The organism is Agromyces terreus, from assembly GCF_009749465.1.
Classification (GTDB): Bacteria; Actinomycetota; Actinomycetes; order Actinomycetales; family Microbacteriaceae; genus Agromyces; species Agromyces terreus.
The window spans coordinates 483,710-499,286 of sequence record NZ_WBIS01000001.1 but is presented as its reverse complement, the minus strand read 5'-3'; the positions used below and the strand labels follow the sequence as shown (position 1 = coordinate 499,286).

At 69.0% G+C, this 15,577-nt stretch carries 12 protein-coding genes, 1 tRNA gene and 1 pseudogene; 8 read left to right on the top strand and 6 right to left on the bottom strand.

Features of this window, described 5'->3' with window-relative positions; translation table 11 throughout:
- Window positions 1–61 precede the first annotated feature (61 nt).
- The 5 genes from GQQ92_RS02255 to GQQ92_RS02235 all read left to right on the top strand — a co-directional run bounded on the left by GQQ92_RS02255 (window position 62) and on the right by GQQ92_RS02235 (window position 5,318).
- Window positions 62–874, top strand: a complete 813-nt coding sequence (locus GQQ92_RS02255; protein ID WP_156997596.1) for a metal-dependent hydrolase — start codon at window positions 62–64, stop codon at window positions 872–874.
- A gap of 50 nt (window positions 875–924) precedes the next feature.
- A complete protein-coding gene (locus tag GQQ92_RS02250; protein ID WP_156997595.1) occupies window positions 925–1,854 on the top strand; it encodes a 5'-3' exonuclease in 930 nt (309 codons plus the stop codon).
- A 147-nt stretch (window positions 1,855–2,001) separates the two neighbouring features.
- On the top strand, window positions 2,002–3,414 hold the full coding sequence (locus GQQ92_RS02245) for an anaerobic C4-dicarboxylate transporter (protein ID WP_156997594.1): 1,413 nt from the start codon (window positions 2,002–2,004) through the stop codon (window positions 3,412–3,414).
- A gap of 70 nt (window positions 3,415–3,484) precedes the next feature.
- Window positions 3,485–4,837, top strand: coding sequence for a M20/M25/M40 family metallo-hydrolase (locus GQQ92_RS02240; protein ID WP_156997593.1), 1,353 nt, complete (start codon window positions 3,485–3,487; stop codon window positions 4,835–4,837).
- Window positions 4,838–4,910: 73 nt separating this feature from the next.
- Window positions 4,911–5,318: a DUF7144 family membrane protein gene (locus tag GQQ92_RS02235; protein WP_156997592.1), complete on the top strand. Its 408-nt coding sequence runs from the start codon at window positions 4,911–4,913 to the stop codon at window positions 5,316–5,318.
- Between the two features lie 118 nt (window positions 5,319–5,436).
- Here GQQ92_RS02235 and GQQ92_RS02230 read toward each other — a convergent pair.
- Window positions 5,437–5,509 (bottom strand) — tRNA-Lys (locus GQQ92_RS02230).
- An 87-nt stretch (window positions 5,510–5,596) separates the two neighbouring features.
- Between GQQ92_RS02230 and GQQ92_RS02225 the strand changes: the two genes are divergently transcribed.
- From GQQ92_RS02225 to GQQ92_RS02215, 3 genes are read left to right on the top strand one after another with little or no spacing between them, the layout of a single operon-like run.
- Window positions 5,597–6,508 (top strand): inositol monophosphatase family protein, encoded by a 912-nt coding sequence (locus GQQ92_RS02225; protein ID WP_156997591.1) that lies wholly within the window; start codon window positions 5,597–5,599, stop codon window positions 6,506–6,508.
- 52 nt (window positions 6,509–6,560) lie between these two features.
- Window positions 6,561–7,520, top strand: a complete 960-nt coding sequence (locus tag GQQ92_RS02220) for an LLM class F420-dependent oxidoreductase (protein ID WP_156997590.1) — start codon at window positions 6,561–6,563, stop codon at window positions 7,518–7,520.
- Entirely contained in the window at window positions 7,517–7,747 is a 231-nt protein-coding gene (locus GQQ92_RS02215; protein ID WP_156997589.1) for a DUF1653 domain-containing protein, read from the top strand. Before GQQ92_RS02220 ends, GQQ92_RS02215 begins: the two co-directional genes overlap by 4 nt.
- A gap of 711 nt (window positions 7,748–8,458) precedes the next feature.
- Here GQQ92_RS02215 and GQQ92_RS02210 read toward each other — a convergent pair.
- The 5 genes and pseudogenes from GQQ92_RS02210 to GQQ92_RS02195 form a co-directional block, all read right to left on the bottom strand.
- On the bottom strand, window positions 8,459–9,073 hold the full coding sequence (locus GQQ92_RS02210; protein ID WP_232057437.1) for a Pr6Pr family membrane protein: 615 nt from the start codon (window positions 9,071–9,073) through the stop codon (window positions 8,459–8,461).
- Window positions 9,073–9,276, bottom strand: coding sequence for a hypothetical protein (locus GQQ92_RS16720; RefSeq protein WP_232057436.1), 204 nt, complete (start codon window positions 9,274–9,276; stop codon window positions 9,073–9,075). Before GQQ92_RS16720 ends, GQQ92_RS02210 begins: the two co-directional genes overlap by 1 nt.
- Before the next feature lie 25 nt (window positions 9,277–9,301).
- Window positions 9,302–9,505 (bottom strand): annotated as a pseudogene (locus GQQ92_RS16980) (nuclear transport factor 2 family protein); the annotation flags it as partial.
- Between the two features lie 14 nt (window positions 9,506–9,519).
- On the bottom strand, window positions 9,520–9,618 hold the full coding sequence (locus tag GQQ92_RS16715) for a DUF1508 domain-containing protein (protein ID WP_232057509.1): 99 nt from the start codon (window positions 9,616–9,618) through the stop codon (window positions 9,520–9,522).
- A gap of 256 nt (window positions 9,619–9,874) precedes the next feature.
- Window positions 9,875–15,250 carry a DUF11 domain-containing protein gene (locus GQQ92_RS02195; RefSeq protein ID WP_197738038.1) on the bottom strand — a complete coding sequence of 1,792 codons (5,376 nt, stop codon included), beginning with the start codon at window positions 15,248–15,250 and terminating at the stop codon, window positions 9,875–9,877.
- Between the last annotated feature and the right edge of the window lie 327 nt (window positions 15,251–15,577).

Genomic DNA, 15,577 nt, shown 5'->3' with positions numbered 1-15,577 from the left:
CCGGCAGAATGATCGACGGCCGATCGGCCGAGCACCGCGCCGACCGGAGGAACGCGACGCCATGATGGGCATCACCCACGCGACGAGCGGGGCCGCGGCGTGGATCGCCGTCACCAGCACGATGCCGGTCCTCGGCACCGGCGCCTACCCGCTCGACCCGGTGGGCGTGCTCGCCGGCACCGCCGTCGCCGCCGGTGCCGCGCTGCTTCCCGACGCCGACCACCACAGCGCGACCATCGCCCGTTCGGTGCCGGTGCTCGGCCGTCTCGTCGCCCGCACCGTCGGCACGCTCTCTGGCGGGCACCGTCAGGGCGCGCACTCGGCCGTCGCGGTCATCGTCGTCGCGCTCGCCGCCTGGGCGCTCACGCTGCTCACCGTCACGGTCGATGGAGCCGGCGGGGCCGATCGGGCCGACGGCCCCCACGGCATCTCGATCGGCGCCGGCATCGGAGCGGCCACGCTCATCTGCTTCGGCCTCAAGGCACGCGGCTTCGTGCGCAACTGGCCGGCGGCGTGGGTGCTCGGGGCGGCGACGGGCACGGCGATCGTCGTCTTCGCGCCCGAGCAGGTCGCCTGGTTCCCGCTCGCGGTCACGATCGGGTTCGTCGCCCACCTCGCCGGCGACTTCCTCACGACGGGCGGGGTGCCGGGCGTCCTCTGGCCGCAGGTCGTCCGGCCGCCGGAGCGGTTCCGCGAGATCCCGGTGGTCAACCGCCTCTGGCTCGCGAGCGGGCACGTGTCGCTTCCGCTGCTCGGCGACACGGGCTCGTTCCGCGAGAGCCTGCTCGGCGCTTCGCTCGGGCTCTACTGCCTCGCGAACTTCGCGTACGAGAGCCTTCGCCTGATCGGGTTCGCCGGCTTGGCGGGCACCTGAGCCTGCGGGCGATCCGCACGGCCGCCGGCGGTCCGTGGCAGGATCGCGGTGTGACCGAACGCCTGATGCTCCTCGACACCGCCTCGCTGTACTTCCGCGCCTTCTACGGCGTGCCCGACTCGTTGAAGGCCGCCGACGGCACCCCGATCAACGCCGTCCGCGGACTCCTCGACATCATCTCCCGTCTCGTGACCGACTACGAGCCCACGCAGCTCGTCGCCTGCTGGGACGACGACTGGCGACCCGGCTGGCGGGTCGAGCTCATCCCGAGCTACAAGGCGCACCGCGTGGTCGAGGCTCTCACCACCGGTCCCGACGTCGAAGAGACGCCCGACCCGCTCGTCGTGCAGATCCCGCTCATCCGCGAGGTGCTCGGCATCCTCGGCATCCCCATCGTCGGAGCGGCCGAGCACGAGGCCGACGACGTGATCGGCAGCCTGGCGACCGGGGCGGGCGTCCCGGTCGACGTGGTCACCGGCGACCGCGACCTCTTCCAGCTCGTCGACGACGCCCACGGCGTCCGCGTGATCTATACCGCGCGCGGCATGAGCAAGCTCGAGGTGCTGACCGACGCCTCCGTGGTGGGCCGGTACGGCGTGCTCCCCGAGCAGTACGCCGACTTCGCCGCGCTCCGCGGCGATGCATCCGACGGCCTGCCGGGGGTCAAGGGCATCGGCGAGAAGACCGCCGCGAGCCTGCTGCGCGATTTCGTCGACCTCGACGGCATCCGGGCGGCCGCGGCCGATCCGTCGACGGCGCTGTCCGCGACCATGCGGGCGCGCATCACCGACGCCGCCGCCTACCTCGACGTCGCCCCGACCGTCGTCGAAGTCGTGCGCGACCTCCGGTTCCCCGCGTTCGACGCGAGCATCCGCCCGCTCGACGATGCGGCGCTCGACGCGTTCGGGCGCTTCGCCGAGACCTGGAACCTCGGCGGCGCGGCGCCGCGCGTGCTGACGGCGCTCGGCAACGACTCGTAGCGACCCGCGGCATCCGCCCGACCCTCGCCGCGACACGTCGGATGCCCCGCGCGCGCCTCCTTGTCTGCGGCCGTCGAACGGCGATACAGTGCAGCGACCGCCGATGGGGGCGGTCCTGTCGGGGCATCGTCGAACTGGGGGGTTGCGATGGAGATCGCGCTCGTGGTCTTGCAGGGCATCGTCGTCATCGGGGCGATCGCGATGGGCGTCCGCACCGGCGGTCTGGGGCTCGGCCTCTGGGGCGTCGTCGGCACCGTGATCCTGGTGTTCGGCTTCCAGCTTCCGCCCGGTTCCATACCGATCGACGCCTTCTTCATCATCATCGCCGTGATCACGGCCTCGTCGGCGATGCAGGCGGCCGGCGGCATCGACTACCTCGTCTCGATCGCGTCGAAGATCATCCAGCGCAATCCGAAGCGGCTCACCTACGTCGCGCCGATCGTCGCGTTCGTCTTCACGGTGCTCTCGGGCACCTCGAACATCTTCTTCGCGCTCATCCCGGTCATCTACGAGACCTCGTACCGCAACGGGCAGCGGCCCGAGCGCGCACTCGCGGCGTCCACGGTCACCTCGGGCCTCGGCATCACCGCGAGCCCCGTCTCGGCCGCGATGGCGGCCTATCTCGTGCTCATGGACGGCACCGGTTTCGGGCTGCCGCAGATCCTGCTCATCACCGTCCCGGCCGCACTCGTCGCGTGCGTCGTCACCTCGCTGGTGCAGCAGCGCATCGGCAAGGACCTCCTCGACGACCCCGTGTTCCTCGCCCGGGTCAAGGAGGGCACCGTCGAGGTCCCGGCCGTGCTCCGCGCCGAGTACGAGGCCAAGGTCGGCGTCTCCGCCGGATCGGGCCCGGCCGACGGCGCCCCCGCCGCCCGCCCGAAGCTCATCGAGCACCCGGTTCCCGAGGGCGGCGCGATCTCGGCCTGGATCTTCGTCTCGGGCACGCTGCTCATCGTGCTCTTCGGCCTGTTCCCGGCGCTCCGCCCCGCGTTCCCCGACGAGTCGGGCGAACCCGTGCCGATCGGCATGTCGACCGTCATCGAGATGATCATGTTCACCGTGGCGCTCGTGATCATCCTGGCCCGCAAGGTCAAGCCCGCGAAGGTCGTGGAGCAGCCGCTCCTCAAGGCGGGCTTCGTCGCCGCCGTGGCGCTCTTCGGCATCGCCTGGATGGCCGACACGTTCATCGCGGCGAACCAGGAGACGATCATCGAGCCGCTCGGCGCGATGATCGAGGCCAACCCGCTCCTGCTCGCGGTCGCGCTGTTCGTCGTCGCCGGCCTCACGACCAGCCAGTCGGCGACCACGAACACCCTCATCCCGATCGCACTCGCCGCGGGCCTCGGGCCGGGCGTCATCACGGCCATGTGGCCATCACTCATCGGTGTCTGGCTCTTCCCGGCGAACGGTTCCCAGATCGCCTCGGTCGAGACCGACCTCACCGGTTCGACCAAGCTCACCCAGGTGCCCGTCTGGCACTCCTTCACGATCCCGATGCTCGTCTCGTGGGTCGCGGTCGTGCTGTCGGGCCTCGTCTTCCAGCTCCTCATCCCGGCCTGATCCGTTCGAGCGGAGCGCGCGCCGCCTCGGCTGCGCACTCCCCAGACCCACCCCACAGAGGAGGAAGCACATGTCCGACCCCCAGTCGATCAAGGAGGCCGCCGCGGAGCTCATGCCCGAGGTGATCGAGCGGCTCGAGACGCTCGTCCGCATCCCGTCGGTCGCGTTCCCCGGCTTCGACCCCGAGCCCGTCCACGCGATGGGCGCCGCCGTGGTCGAGCTGTTCGAAGCCGCCGGTGCGACCGGCGTTCGCCTGCTCGACGTGCCCGACGGGTACCCGTGCGTCTACGCCGACCTGCCCGGCCCCGAGGGCTCCCCCACCGTGCTCCTCTACGCCCACTACGACGTGCAGCCCGCGCCGAAGAGCCAGGGGTGGACGAGCGAGCCCTTCGAGCCCGTCACGAAGGACGACGGCCGCATCTACGGCCGAGGCGCGGCCGACGACAAGTCCGGCCTCGTCATCCACTACGGCACGCTGAAGCTCCTCGGCCCCGATCGCCCCTGCCGTGTGAAGATCCTCGTCGAGGGCGAGGAGGAGACGATCTCGCATCTCGAGGCGTTCGTCGAGGCGAACCCCGACCTGTTCGCCGCCGACGCCTACGTGATCGGCGACATCGGACCGCAACGCGTCGGACGCCCCGGCCTGACGACGGCCCTCCGCGGGGATGTCGCGTGCACGGTCACCGTGCGCACGCTCGCCAATCCCGTGCACTCCGGCATGTTCGGCGGCGCGGCCCCCGATGCGATGACCGCGATGATCCGCATCCTCGACACCCTCCACGACGAGAACGGCGACACCGTCATCCCGGGCGTCGACAGCGGGACCTGGGCCGGCGCCGACATGGACGAGGAGGTCTACCGCGACGGCTCGTCCATCCTGCCGGGGGTCGAGTTCCTCGGATCGGGCTCCCTCTCCGACCGGATCTGGATGAAGCCGTCGGTGACGGTGCTCGGCATGGATCTGCCGAACACGGCCGAGGCCTCGAACGTCCTGCTGCCCGAGGTGACCGCGAAGCTCTCCATGCGCATCGTCCCCGGCTCGGACGGCGACGCCCAGCTCGACGCGCTGATGGCCCACCTCCGGTCGCAACGCCCCTGGAACTGCGAGGTCGAGGTCGCCAAGGTCAAGGTCGGCCAGCCGTTCGCGGTCGATGAAGGGCACCCGGCGATCATCGCGGCCAACGACGCGCTGACCGCGGCCTACGGTGCGCCGGTCGAGTCGATCGGCAGCGGCGCGTCGATCCCGTTGGTCGCGTCGCTGAAGAAGGTCGCCCCCGACGGTGCGATCGTGCTCTGGGGCGCCGAGGACACGGCGCAGTCCCGCATCCACGCCTCGGACGAATCCGTCGACCCCGGCGAGATCGAGCGCATGATCGCGGCGCAGACCTTGTTCATCCAGGAGGTCGGATCGCAACGGGACTGAGTCCGTCGCGCAGCAGGACCCCGGCGGGCGCCGCCCGTCGGGAATCGGAGGAAGAGAAGGAACGGAGTACCGCGTGAGCGAGACCAAGACGATGTCGGGCTGGGTGGGATGGGTGGCCTTCGCGGCCGCGATCCTCATCCTCAACGGCGTGTTCAGCCTGTTGCAGGGAATCGTCGCCCTCTGGGGGTCCAACTTCTACTACGTCGTGGCCGACGGGACGCTGTTCCTGTTCGACCTGACCGGATGGGGCTGGTGGAACGTCATCATCGGCGCGGTGCTGCTGCTCGCCGGCCTCGCGCTGCTGACCGGAGCGACCTGGGCGCGCGTGATCGCGGTCATCGCCGCCGCGCTCAGCGCGATCGGGCAGTTGCTCCTGCTGCCGGCCCAACCGTGGTGGGCGATCATCGTCATCACGATCGACGTGCTCGTCATCTTCGCGATCCTCGTGCACGGTCGGGACCTGAAGGCCGAGCGCGACTGATCGATCGCCCCGCTCAGGGCGCACGAACCGATGGAGCCCCGGACCTCGCGCGAGGTCCGGGGCTTCGCCCGTGGCAAGAGAAAAGCCCCGAACCTGGCGAGAGGTTCGGGGCTGATCGTGCACCCCCTGGGACTTGAACCCAGAACCCACTGATTAAGAGTCAGTTGCTCTGCCAATTGAGCTAGAGGTGCATGGCCCCGTGCGATTTTCATCACCCCGGGCCGAGAGACAACGTTAGCAGGAGAGGGCGACTTGCGCGAATCGAGGCCGACGGACGGATGTCGCGCCCGAACGATAGCCTGAATCGCGTGACCGACCCCACGCCCAGCGAGCGCACGCCCCGCCGCGAACTCCTCGACGACCTCGAGCTCGCGCTCGAACTCGCCGACCTCGCCGACCGCATCGCGCTCGAACGCTTCCGATCCGCCGACCTCGAGATCGCGACGAAGCCCGACCGCACGTTCGTGACCGAGTCCGACCTCGCCGTCGAGCGGGCGCTGCGCGACCGCCTCTCCGAGGCGCGCCCGGCCGACGGCATCCTCGGCGAGGAGTACGGCCGCGACGACCGCGGCTCCCGGCAGTGGATCATCGATCCGATCGACGGCACCTCGAACTTCCTCCGCGGCGTGCCGGTGTGGGGTGCGCTCATCTCCCTCGCGATCGACGGCGAGCCGGTGGTGGGCGTCGCATCGATGCCCACCTTCGACCGCCGCTGGTGGGCGGCGAGAGGCCAGGGCGCCTGGACGAACACCGGGGGCGCGAACGATCGGTCCGCATCCGGCCGAGCCGCCGGACACGACTCGGCTGCCCGCCGCATCCGGGTCTCTGGGGTCGCCGACCTCGCCGACGCGTCGCTGAGCTTCCAGAGCATCGCGCAGTGGCGCGACGCGGGCCGCCTGCCCGCACTGCTCGCACTCGGCGAAGCCGTCTGGCGCGACCGCGCCTACGGCGACCTCTGGTCGTACATGCTGCTCGCCGAGGGGCTCGTCGACATCGTGGGCGAGTTCGACGTGAAGGAGTACGACCTCGCCGCGCTCGTCCCGATCGTCGAAGAGGCCGGAGGCGTCTTCACCTCGGTCGACGGCGCACCCGGTCACGCCCACGGCTCGGCGCTCGCGACGAACGGCCTGCTGCACGGGGCCGCACTGAGCACGATCGCCGGCGCCGCGGCATCCGACGCCCCTCGCTGATCCGATCGCGGCACCGACCGTCTGCACCGATCCAGAAGAACCAGGAGCACGCATGACCGATTCGACCGACCGGCGACCGTTCGAGGTCTGCCTCTTCACCGAGCCGCAGCAGGGCGCGAGCTACGACGAACAGCTCGCCCACGCGCAGGCCGCCGAACGGCTCGGCTTCGACGGCTGGTTCCGTTCCGACCACTACCTCCGCATGGGCGGCGGCGACCCGCTTCCGGGGCCGACCGACGCCTGGACCGCGCTCGCCGGGCTGGCCCGCGAGACCCGCCGCATTCGCCTCGGCACGCTCGTCTCCTCGGTCACGTACCGCGTGCCGGGCATCCTCGCGATCCAGGTCGCCCAGGTCGACCAGATGTCGGGCGGGCGGGCCGAACTCGGACTCGGCACGGGCTGGTTCGCCGAAGAGCACCGCGCGTACGGCATCCCGTTCCCCGAGAAGCGCTTCGGCATGCTCGAAGAGCAGCTCGCGATCGTGACCGGGCTCTGGGGCACGGTCGACGGCGGCTCCTTCGACTTCTCGGGCGAGCACTACACGCTCGCGGGCGCCCCCGCGCTCCCCCGGCCCGTGCAGCGCCCCGTGCCGGTCATCGTCGGCGGCGGCGGTCCGAGGCGCACGCCGGCGCTGGCCGCGCGGTTCGCGACCGAGTTCAACATCGGGTTCCAGGGCGAAGACGTCGTCGCCGCGAAGTTCGACGGCGTCCGGCGGGCCTGCGAGGCGATCGATCGCGACCCGGCCACGTTGAAGCTGTCGGTGGCGCTGCCCACCGTCGTGGCCGAGGACGATGCGACCTACCTCCGCCGACTCGCGGCGATCGACGCCGACCCCGACGAGTTCGCCGACGTGAACGTCGCGGGCACGCCCGAGGCCGCCATCGAGAAGATCGAACGCCTGCGCGGGCTCGGCGCCGACCGCGTGTACCTGCAGACCGTCGACCAACGTGATCTCGAGCATGTCGAGCTCCTGGGCACGGCGGTGCTCCCGCACCTCGACGGACGCGCATGACCGGCCCCGCGCCCGACATCGAACCCGGGCTCTACGAGCACTACAAGGGCAACCGATACGAGGTGCTCGAGCTCGCCCGCCACTCAGAGACCGAGGAATGGTTCGTGGTCTACCGGGCCCTCTACGGCGAGCACGGCGTCTGGATCCGCCCGGCCGGGATGTTCGTCGAGTCGGTCGAGGTCGGCGGCGCGGCGGTGCCCAGGTTCAGGCGCATCGACGCTGTGTGAGTCACGGTGACCGGTCGCGGCGACGGGCACGGCGGACCTGCGCCGCGCCGACCCGCACCGGAAACGCGAACGGCCGCCCCGAGGGACGGCCGTTCGCGTTCGATTTGCAACGTGCGACAACGGCCGATGGTGGAGATGGGGGGAATTGGGGCATATGAATGATCGACGTTCGGCATCGAAGACCGCGTAATCCTGTGGCTGCCAAGGGCATGCGCAAACAGGAACATGCACGAGGATTCGCCCACATTCACAGCAGACGCGGGCGACATATGGGCGATCCGACGGAGGCGATTCTCGACATCCAATCGGACGAGATCGGGGACCGGACAGCTCTACGATTCGGCCGCTCGGGTGTCTCGCTCGGCCAAGAGCTACGCCGCTCGGGTCGGCAGCACCAGCAAACTCGCGATGCCGCGCCCGGACCATGGTGCGCGTCGAGGTGCTCGCGCTCGCGGCCATGTCCTGCGCGATGAACTTGAGCGGGGCCAAGTTGACTGTGGATGCGATCCGGTAGAGCACAATGCCATCGTCGCGAGACTCGGTCGGCGTTCGTTCCGTGCTCGCGGACCCTGGCCAAGAAGGAAGCCAAGCCCTCCGGCTCACCGCCCTTGCGCGCCGACTATGAGATCGGATGCCGCGCCAAGCGTTCGAAGTTGAACTCGAGTCCGAGACTGACCGACCTGCCCTCGACCTCAGACGCCCGTCTCGCTCCTAACGCTCGCTCACGGTCGCGTCCCGCTTTGACAGCGCGGAGTCCCGACGGGTCCACGCGACGACCAGCAGCCCGACCGCAAGTACGACCGCGGCGGTCACAGCGACGTAGACGAGCACCCAACCCCAGCCGCCCACCGTGAAGGGGTTGAGGAACGGGTAGGGATACCACGGCCGTTCACCGGTGAGCGGGCTGACGATCAACGGCCCGCGCACAAGCGGGGCGCTGCCCTGAGGGAGTGCCTCGTTGCGCAGGAGGGCGTTGTAGACAAGACCGGTCACAACCATGTAAGTCGTGACACAGGCGAGTGCAATCGAGAGTGAGCGCGGCTGAGCACCTTCGCCCTTGTCGATCAGGCTGTGCACCCCTGCCCAACACAGCACTGCTGCTGACATCGCGTTAGACAGCACGGTGAAGAAGCTCAGAAAATTCGCGACCACCGTACCGACATCGCGACCGAGCTCCTCGGCCTTCGCAATCGAAGCTCCGAGCTGCGCCACGACCGCCGCAATTACGATTAGGGCCGCGAGAATGCGCAACCAGGGCCAGAGAGTGGTCGCAAATGTCGGATGGGCGCGGAGTGACCGCGCAGATCGAGCCGCCTTCATCGTCATCAACTACGCCATCCTGCGCCGGTGGCACCAGCGCGCACGGGCGTTGCCTCCAAGTCGGCGGCGACCTTCTCCCCCAGTTTGGCGACCACCCGCCACTGGCCGTCGACGAAGGCGAGGTTGAGGCAGTCCTGCATGACGCCGCCGAATATCTGAAGTTGGGGCTTCAGGAAGGCGAGGGTCGGCGAAGCCTGGTCGAACAACAAGATGTCGTCCTGGGCGTTCCCGACCAAGTGCCGCCGGCAAGGTTCGTCTCCGCACAATCTCCCGATACTCAGGGAATGGTCGGACGCTGAGTTCTCCGCCCTGGGCGGAGTACAGCAGGCACTTTCGGTGGGACACTCGGTCGACCAGATCGATGTCCTGGGTATGCAGTACGTCAAAATAGCCGTTCATGAGCGTGCGGATTCCTCTTTCCGCCTGGGCGAAGTCCACGGTCAGGCGCCGATTCAGGTGAGATCGTCGACGCGTGCGCCGGCATTCGCGCGAACGGATTCGATGCCATCCAGTGCACTGGCCTTTGCGTTGTATACCTCCGAAGCGGCGATGATTTGTCCATTCCTCGCCTTAGCCGGTAACGGTACTGCCCCGCCACGTCCTTATGGGCCTCGAACTTTCCTGTCATGCTGTCCCCTACCTACGGAGCCGCGCGTGTTGCGACAACAGACACCTCAATCAAAACGGGAAAAGCCTTCTGGCGCCCCCGAGGTGGGCCAATGTGAGCGCAGACTCGGCCAGACGCTCGCGAGGTGTTGAAACTGGCGACCTTTGCGACACAATCGCGGCACGGATGGGTGACGTCGCTCAGCCTTGCAGCTCACCGCGTCGGCGCATCCCGTCCAGCGCACGCAGGACGGAGAAGAGGACTCCGGCCGCGATGAGCGCGATCCCCCAGAGAAGCGCCTGCAGCGGCCACGGCACACCGGTCGGAGGAAGTCCGCTGCCCGCTGGTATCTCGCCGCCGTCGCCGCCGGCGGGCGGTGGGGCACCTGGATCGGGCGGTGGGGTCTCGCCGCCGTCGCCCGCTTCAGGTGCGACCGTGACCGAGATCTCGTCGTAGTTGTCATCGCTTGCGGCGTCGAGCGCCGCAGAGCCGACGAACGCGCCGTTCACGATCTCGGTGACGGTGGCTTCGGGCACCGCAGTGACCACGACTCGAGCCGAGTCTCCGACCGCGAGTGACGCGATCTCGCACGTGACGATCTGGATGCCCTCCGGGGCGGTAACCTGGCAGGTTCCGCCGGCGGCCGTGGCCGATGAGAAGACGAGACCATCGACGAGCGAGTCGCTCACGACGACCCGCGGCGCAGCCTGGGGGCCGCTGTTGACCACGTCGATCGCGAAGGAGATGGGCCGGCCAGCCGTGGGCGTCGGAGTGAGCACTGACTTCTTCACCGCGATGTCGGCGTTGACGAAGACATCGACGGTCGCGCTCGCAGTGTTGCTCGACTCGTCGGGGTCGGGGGTGTCGGAGGAGGCCTCGACGACGTTCGTGACAGGCCCCGGCTCAAGAGTCTCGGGCAGGTCGACGACGATCGTGACGGTCGCGGAGGCACCCGATGGAAGCGTCGCCAGGGCGCACGTGACGGTCGCGCCGTCGTCCGTGCAGACGAGCCCCTCGGATACACCGACCGAGCTCAAGATCGTGCCCGCCGGGACCGTGTCGACGATCTCCACAGCGGACGCGTCCGACGGCCCCGTGTTCGTGACGCCGATCGTGTAAGTCACCGACTCGCCCGCGGCCTGGGATGCGGCATCGGCCGTCTTCGTCACGACCAGGTCGGCCGACTGCACGATCCGCACGGGCGCATCCGACCGGTTGTTGGCGAAGTCGTAATCCCCCGTCGTCGGTGACGAAACAGCCGAGACGTTCACCACCTCGGCGGGCGACTGGGCCGGGTCGATAGAGGCTCCGACCCTCACTGTGCGGGTCTCGCCCGCGGTGAGTGTGCCGATCCCGCACGACACGAACACCGTGCCATCCTGTGTTGCGGGTGTGCAGGTGGGTTCCGACGCCTCAGGTTCGAACGTCAACTCCGCCGGGAAGAGATCTCCGACCTCGATCGTGACCGCGTCGGACGGCCCCGCGTTGGTGACGACGAGGCTGAATCCCGCGGTTCCTCCGGCGGCGAACTCCTCAGCGTCGGCGACCTTCACGATCGACAGGTCTGCGACCGGAACGACGTCGTTCGCGGCCTCCGCGCTCACCGTTGCCGCGATGGAGGAGGCAGCCGAGGCCGTGTTCACCACGCTGGGGGTGCCGGCCAGCGACGGGAGCGTCCTCCCCGAGAGCGTGATTTGCACCGGCGGTGGCTCGGGCATGCGACCGGGGCCCAGCACAGTGCCGAGGTCGCAGGATACCGTGCGGGGCGGGGTGATCGTGCACACCCCCTGGGTCGCTGACGCTGCCTCGACGACGAACCCCTCGGGCAGCGTGTCGGTGACGACGGTGTCGGGTGCATCCGCCGCGCCTTCGCGGGAGATGTCGAGCACGTTCGCGACCTCGATCTCGTAGGCGAAGCTGCCGCCGGGCACGACATCCGCGTCGCCGTCGCCGTCGACATCAGCCATTCCGGTCGCGGTCTTGGTGATCGAGAGCGTGGCGACAGGATCGGTGACCGTGATGGGCGCTTGCGACTCGTTGTCGGACGGGTCGCCGTCGGGGGTCACGGAGGTCACGGTAGCTGTGTTGACGTACTCGCCGGCAACGGCGTCGGATAGCGTCATGCCGTCCACCTGCACCAACCACGACGGTTCACCCGGCGCGAAAGGCGGGATATCGCCGAGCGGGCATTGCAGGTCTCCGCCGCTCGACGAGCACTGCGCGGTGATGTCCTCCGCGACACCATCGCGGATCACCCGCACCTGGTTGACGTGGAAGCGTGTCAACGTCGATGAGTCCACGAGTACGGCGTCACGCGCGACCGAGGGACCGTCGTTGCGCACGTCGATGGCGTAGCCCGACTGGGCGCCGGCCGGTGCAGCCGCGGGCGACGTGACGGTGAACTCGGGCAGATCGAGCGAGTACGTCTGCTTCGAGACGACCAGGTCGGCGTTTACAACCACCGGGTTCGTGCGGGCGGCGACATTGTTGTCGGAGACCGGGTCCACCCGCTCGGGGTCGGTGAGCGTGATAGACGCGGTGTTGGTGAGGAGCGCCCCCGGTTCGAGGTCGGCGTCCAGCCGTACGACGATCGGGAACACGGCCGCGAAGCCGACGGGCACGTCGGGTAGGGCGCAGCTCACCGTCGCAGGAGCCGCGAACGCGCACTCCGGAATCGATGACACGAAGGTGACGCCCACGGGCAGCACGTCGGTCACAACCGCGGTGGACGCATCGGACGGCCCGAGATTTCCCGCCGCGACGTAGTAGGTCACCTCCTCTCCAGCGACGAACGTGCGCGGGGGCTCGGTGGGCGCCTGGGTGGTGTCCCATTTGAGCGTGATCAGATCCGACACGGCACGAGACGTGATGGTGGCCGATGCCTCGTCGTTCGCGGGGGCGGGGTCGGTTGCAGCCGATGCCACGGATGCGGTGTTCACCGCGCCGGCGTCGAGATCGAAATCGGGCGGCACCGTCATCACGATGCCGACCGTCGCAGTCGCGCCGACGTCGAGGCTCCTGGCATCGCAGGTGAGGGTCGTCCCGGCCGCCGAGCAGGCAATGCCCGCACCAGGGTTCACTGCTGCGAGCACCAGCCCCGTGGGCAGAGAGTCGGTGAGCACCACGTCGGCGGCTGCGGAGGGGCCGCGGTTGGTCACGCCGACGGTGAACGTGACATCGGTTCCCGCAGCCGGCTGCACGGGGTCGGCGCTCTTCGTGACGGCGAGGTCGGCGACCGCCTGCACGGTCGCAGTGGCTGTGGAGGCGTCATCGGTGGAATCGGGGTCGGCCGTCGCGGTTTCGATGGATGCCGTGTTGGAGACATCCTCCGCGGGCTGCGTCGGAGAGACATCGGCCACGATCGTGATCGTGGCTGATGAGACCACTCCGGATCCATCGGGGCCGGGAAGATCGCCCAAGTCGCACGTCACCGCGGCGGCGATCTCGCAGGTACCGCGGCTCGAGATCGCTCGCACCGCAGTGAATCCGTCGGGAAGGACGTCTTCGAGGGCGACAGTGGACGCCGTGGAGGGCCCCACGTTGACGACCTCGACCGTGTAGGTCGCCTGGCCGCCGGCGACGATGTCGCCGACGGACTTCTCGACAGCGACGTCGGCCGAGGGCTCGGCGGCGCTGACGGTGGCGGTCGCCACGTTGTCATCGGGGTTGAGGTCGGCAGTCGCCGAGGAGACGGTGGCCGTGTTGAGGAGCGCGAGTGCTCCGGGTGCGTCAGGCGAGAGCCGCGCCTCGACCGTCATGGTGGCGGAGGCACCGGGAGCGAGTGCGGCCAGTTCGCACGTCGCCGCGGACGCCGCGAAGGTGCAGGTGGCCCCAGATAGGCTCGCCGCGGTGAGAATGAGGCGTTCGTCGCCCACCGCGTCGGCGATCACCACGTCGTCGGCCGACGAGGGGCCATCGTTGACGACTGTGATCGTGTAGCTCGTCGTCGCGCCGGGCACGACCTCGGTGTCGGCGGCATCCTTCGTCACGACGAGGTTGGCCGCCCGTGTAAGCGCCACGCTCGCGCCCGAGGTGTTGTCGCCCAAGTCAGGATCCGCTGTGGGCGACGAGACCGAGGCCACGTTGACCAGTGAGGCTGCGGTGGTGTCCGGTTGCGTCGCGAGCACGAGGGTGACGGTGACCACAGCCCCGGTTGCCAGCGACCCGAGCGCACACGTGACGACCGCTGCCCGTTCGTCGCACGAACCTTGCTCGGCGTCGATCGAGACGACCTCAGCGCCGACAGGAAGCCGATCCTCCACCACCACGTCCCGCGCGCTGTTCGGACCGTCGTTGGCCACCACGATCGTCGCCGTGACCTCGCCGCCGGCGAATGCGGGGTCGGGCTCCATCGTCTTGTCGACCGAGAGGTCTGCCTGAGCGGAGATCGCGATCTCCGCAGGCGCGACTACGTACGTGAGGTCGCGATCGAGGGTCTGCGCCGTGTAGTCGAGCACCGCGGCGTTCCGGAGCGTCGTACCGCCCGCATCCGGACCCACGAGCACGCGGACGGTCGCCGACCACACTCCGCCAACGGGAATCGTGCCCACGTCGCACTCCACGACCGAGCCTGCCCCCACACACGAGCCGCTCGACGGCGTCGCGGACACGAAGGTCGTGCCGGGTGGAAGCGTGTCGGTCATGGTCACGTCGACAGCGGGATCTTGCCCAGTGTTGGGGTATGTGAGGGTGTACTGAAGCTCGTCGCCGGGAAAGCCCGGGTTGCGGCCTGCCAGATCGACCACGGTCTTGGTGCTCGTGGTGAAGTCGGGCGCGAACAAGCGGATTGCTGTGGTGGCGACACCGGGGAAGTACCGGTCGCCAGTGCTCTCAAACGAGAGCGTCGCGCTCGTCGCACCGTTCGGGATGCCGTTCGCGGGGAGGTTCTTGACGTCGTAGCCGAGCATGTTCACGTGGGCGGGCGTTCGGGACGCGACGCTCGTGCCGTTGTCGTCATTGGTGCCGTTGAAGAAGTTGCTGCCGCGCGAGAGTGGCGTCGTCGAGAGCAGCGTCTCGTTGAGTCGGGCGTTGTCGCCCGACGTCGAGAAGTCGCCCTCGTAGGCGACCATCCCGAGTTGGGTGTCGACCGGACCGTTCACCGGCACGCGGAAGCCCGAGAGCACGACCTGCTGAGGTTCGTTTCGGCCGACATCGGCGAACCCATCGAACACCGTGAGGTTTCGGAGCGGCAGACTCGGAGCACGGAACACCACGACGAGCGACCATCCGGCGTAGCGGTCCTCCCCTGTCCCCGCCACCACGTTCGCTCCCCAGTACACGCCCTGACCGGCAGCCTGGACCAGGGCCGTGACATCGGCGAACTCCTGATACGCCTGGTCGCCGACTGTCGGGCCGAACCCCACCTGCGACGTGACGGTCTGGTAACTGCCCGCTCCGGGCAGCCGCAGCGACATCTGCTGACGCGCACCGCTGCCGATCTCACCGCCTGTGCCGCGCGACAACCGCGCTCCCCAGTAGAGTCCAGCCCAGAGAACCTCGGAGCCCGCGGGGCCGGCGACCGTCGCCGACGACGAGTTGAACGTTCCTGCCACCCCGTCGGTATCGAGGTTTGTCATCGCGAAGGAATTGTTGTTGAGGCTCGTCGTGCCCGCTCGCGCACCCGCGCACCGGGAGTCGGACGTCGGACACGACAGGAGGTTGTTGCCGAAGATGCGTATCGTGCCGTTGTCATCGGCCGAGAACCGGGCGGCGAAGGGCGCGATCGGCGCGGCCGTGGAGACCACGGGGACCATCGCCGCAATCAGTGCCACGACCACGGCGACGATGACGAACCTCAGGCGTCCGCTTTCTCTCCCCTCGAGCACAGTCACAACCTAGCGAGTCTGGCCGGACATGAAACAGAAGCGAGAGTTCCCGGATGCTTCCTCGTGAAATCCACTCTT

What these genes read in the sequence shown, in the direction of transcription:
- GQQ92_RS02255 (WP_156997596.1), top strand. Translation starts at nt 62, where the DNA reads ATGATGGGCATCACCCACGCGACGAGCGGGGCCGCGGCGTGGATCGCC.
- GQQ92_RS02245 (WP_156997594.1), top strand. Translation starts at nt 2,002, where the DNA reads ATGGAGATCGCGCTCGTGGTCTTGCAGGGCATCGTCGTCATCGGGGCG.
- GQQ92_RS02240 (WP_156997593.1), top strand. Translation starts at nt 3,485, where the DNA reads ATGTCCGACCCCCAGTCGATCAAGGAGGCCGCCGCGGAGCTCATGCCC.
- GQQ92_RS02225 (WP_156997591.1), top strand. Translation starts at nt 5,597, where the DNA reads ATGTCGCGCCCGAACGATAGCCTGAATCGCGTGACCGACCCCACGCCC.
- GQQ92_RS02220 (WP_156997590.1), top strand. Translation starts at nt 6,561, where the DNA reads ATGACCGATTCGACCGACCGGCGACCGTTCGAGGTCTGCCTCTTCACC.
- GQQ92_RS02215 (WP_156997589.1), top strand. Translation starts at nt 7,517, where the DNA reads ATGACCGGCCCCGCGCCCGACATCGAACCCGGGCTCTACGAGCACTAC.
- GQQ92_RS02210 (WP_232057437.1), bottom strand. Translation starts at nt 9,073, where the DNA reads ATGACGATGAAGGCGGCTCGATCTGCGCGGTCACTCCGCGCCCATCCG.
- GQQ92_RS02195 (WP_197738038.1), bottom strand. Translation starts at nt 15,250, where the DNA reads ATGACAAACCTCGATACCGACGGGGTGGCAGGAACGTTCAACTCGTCG.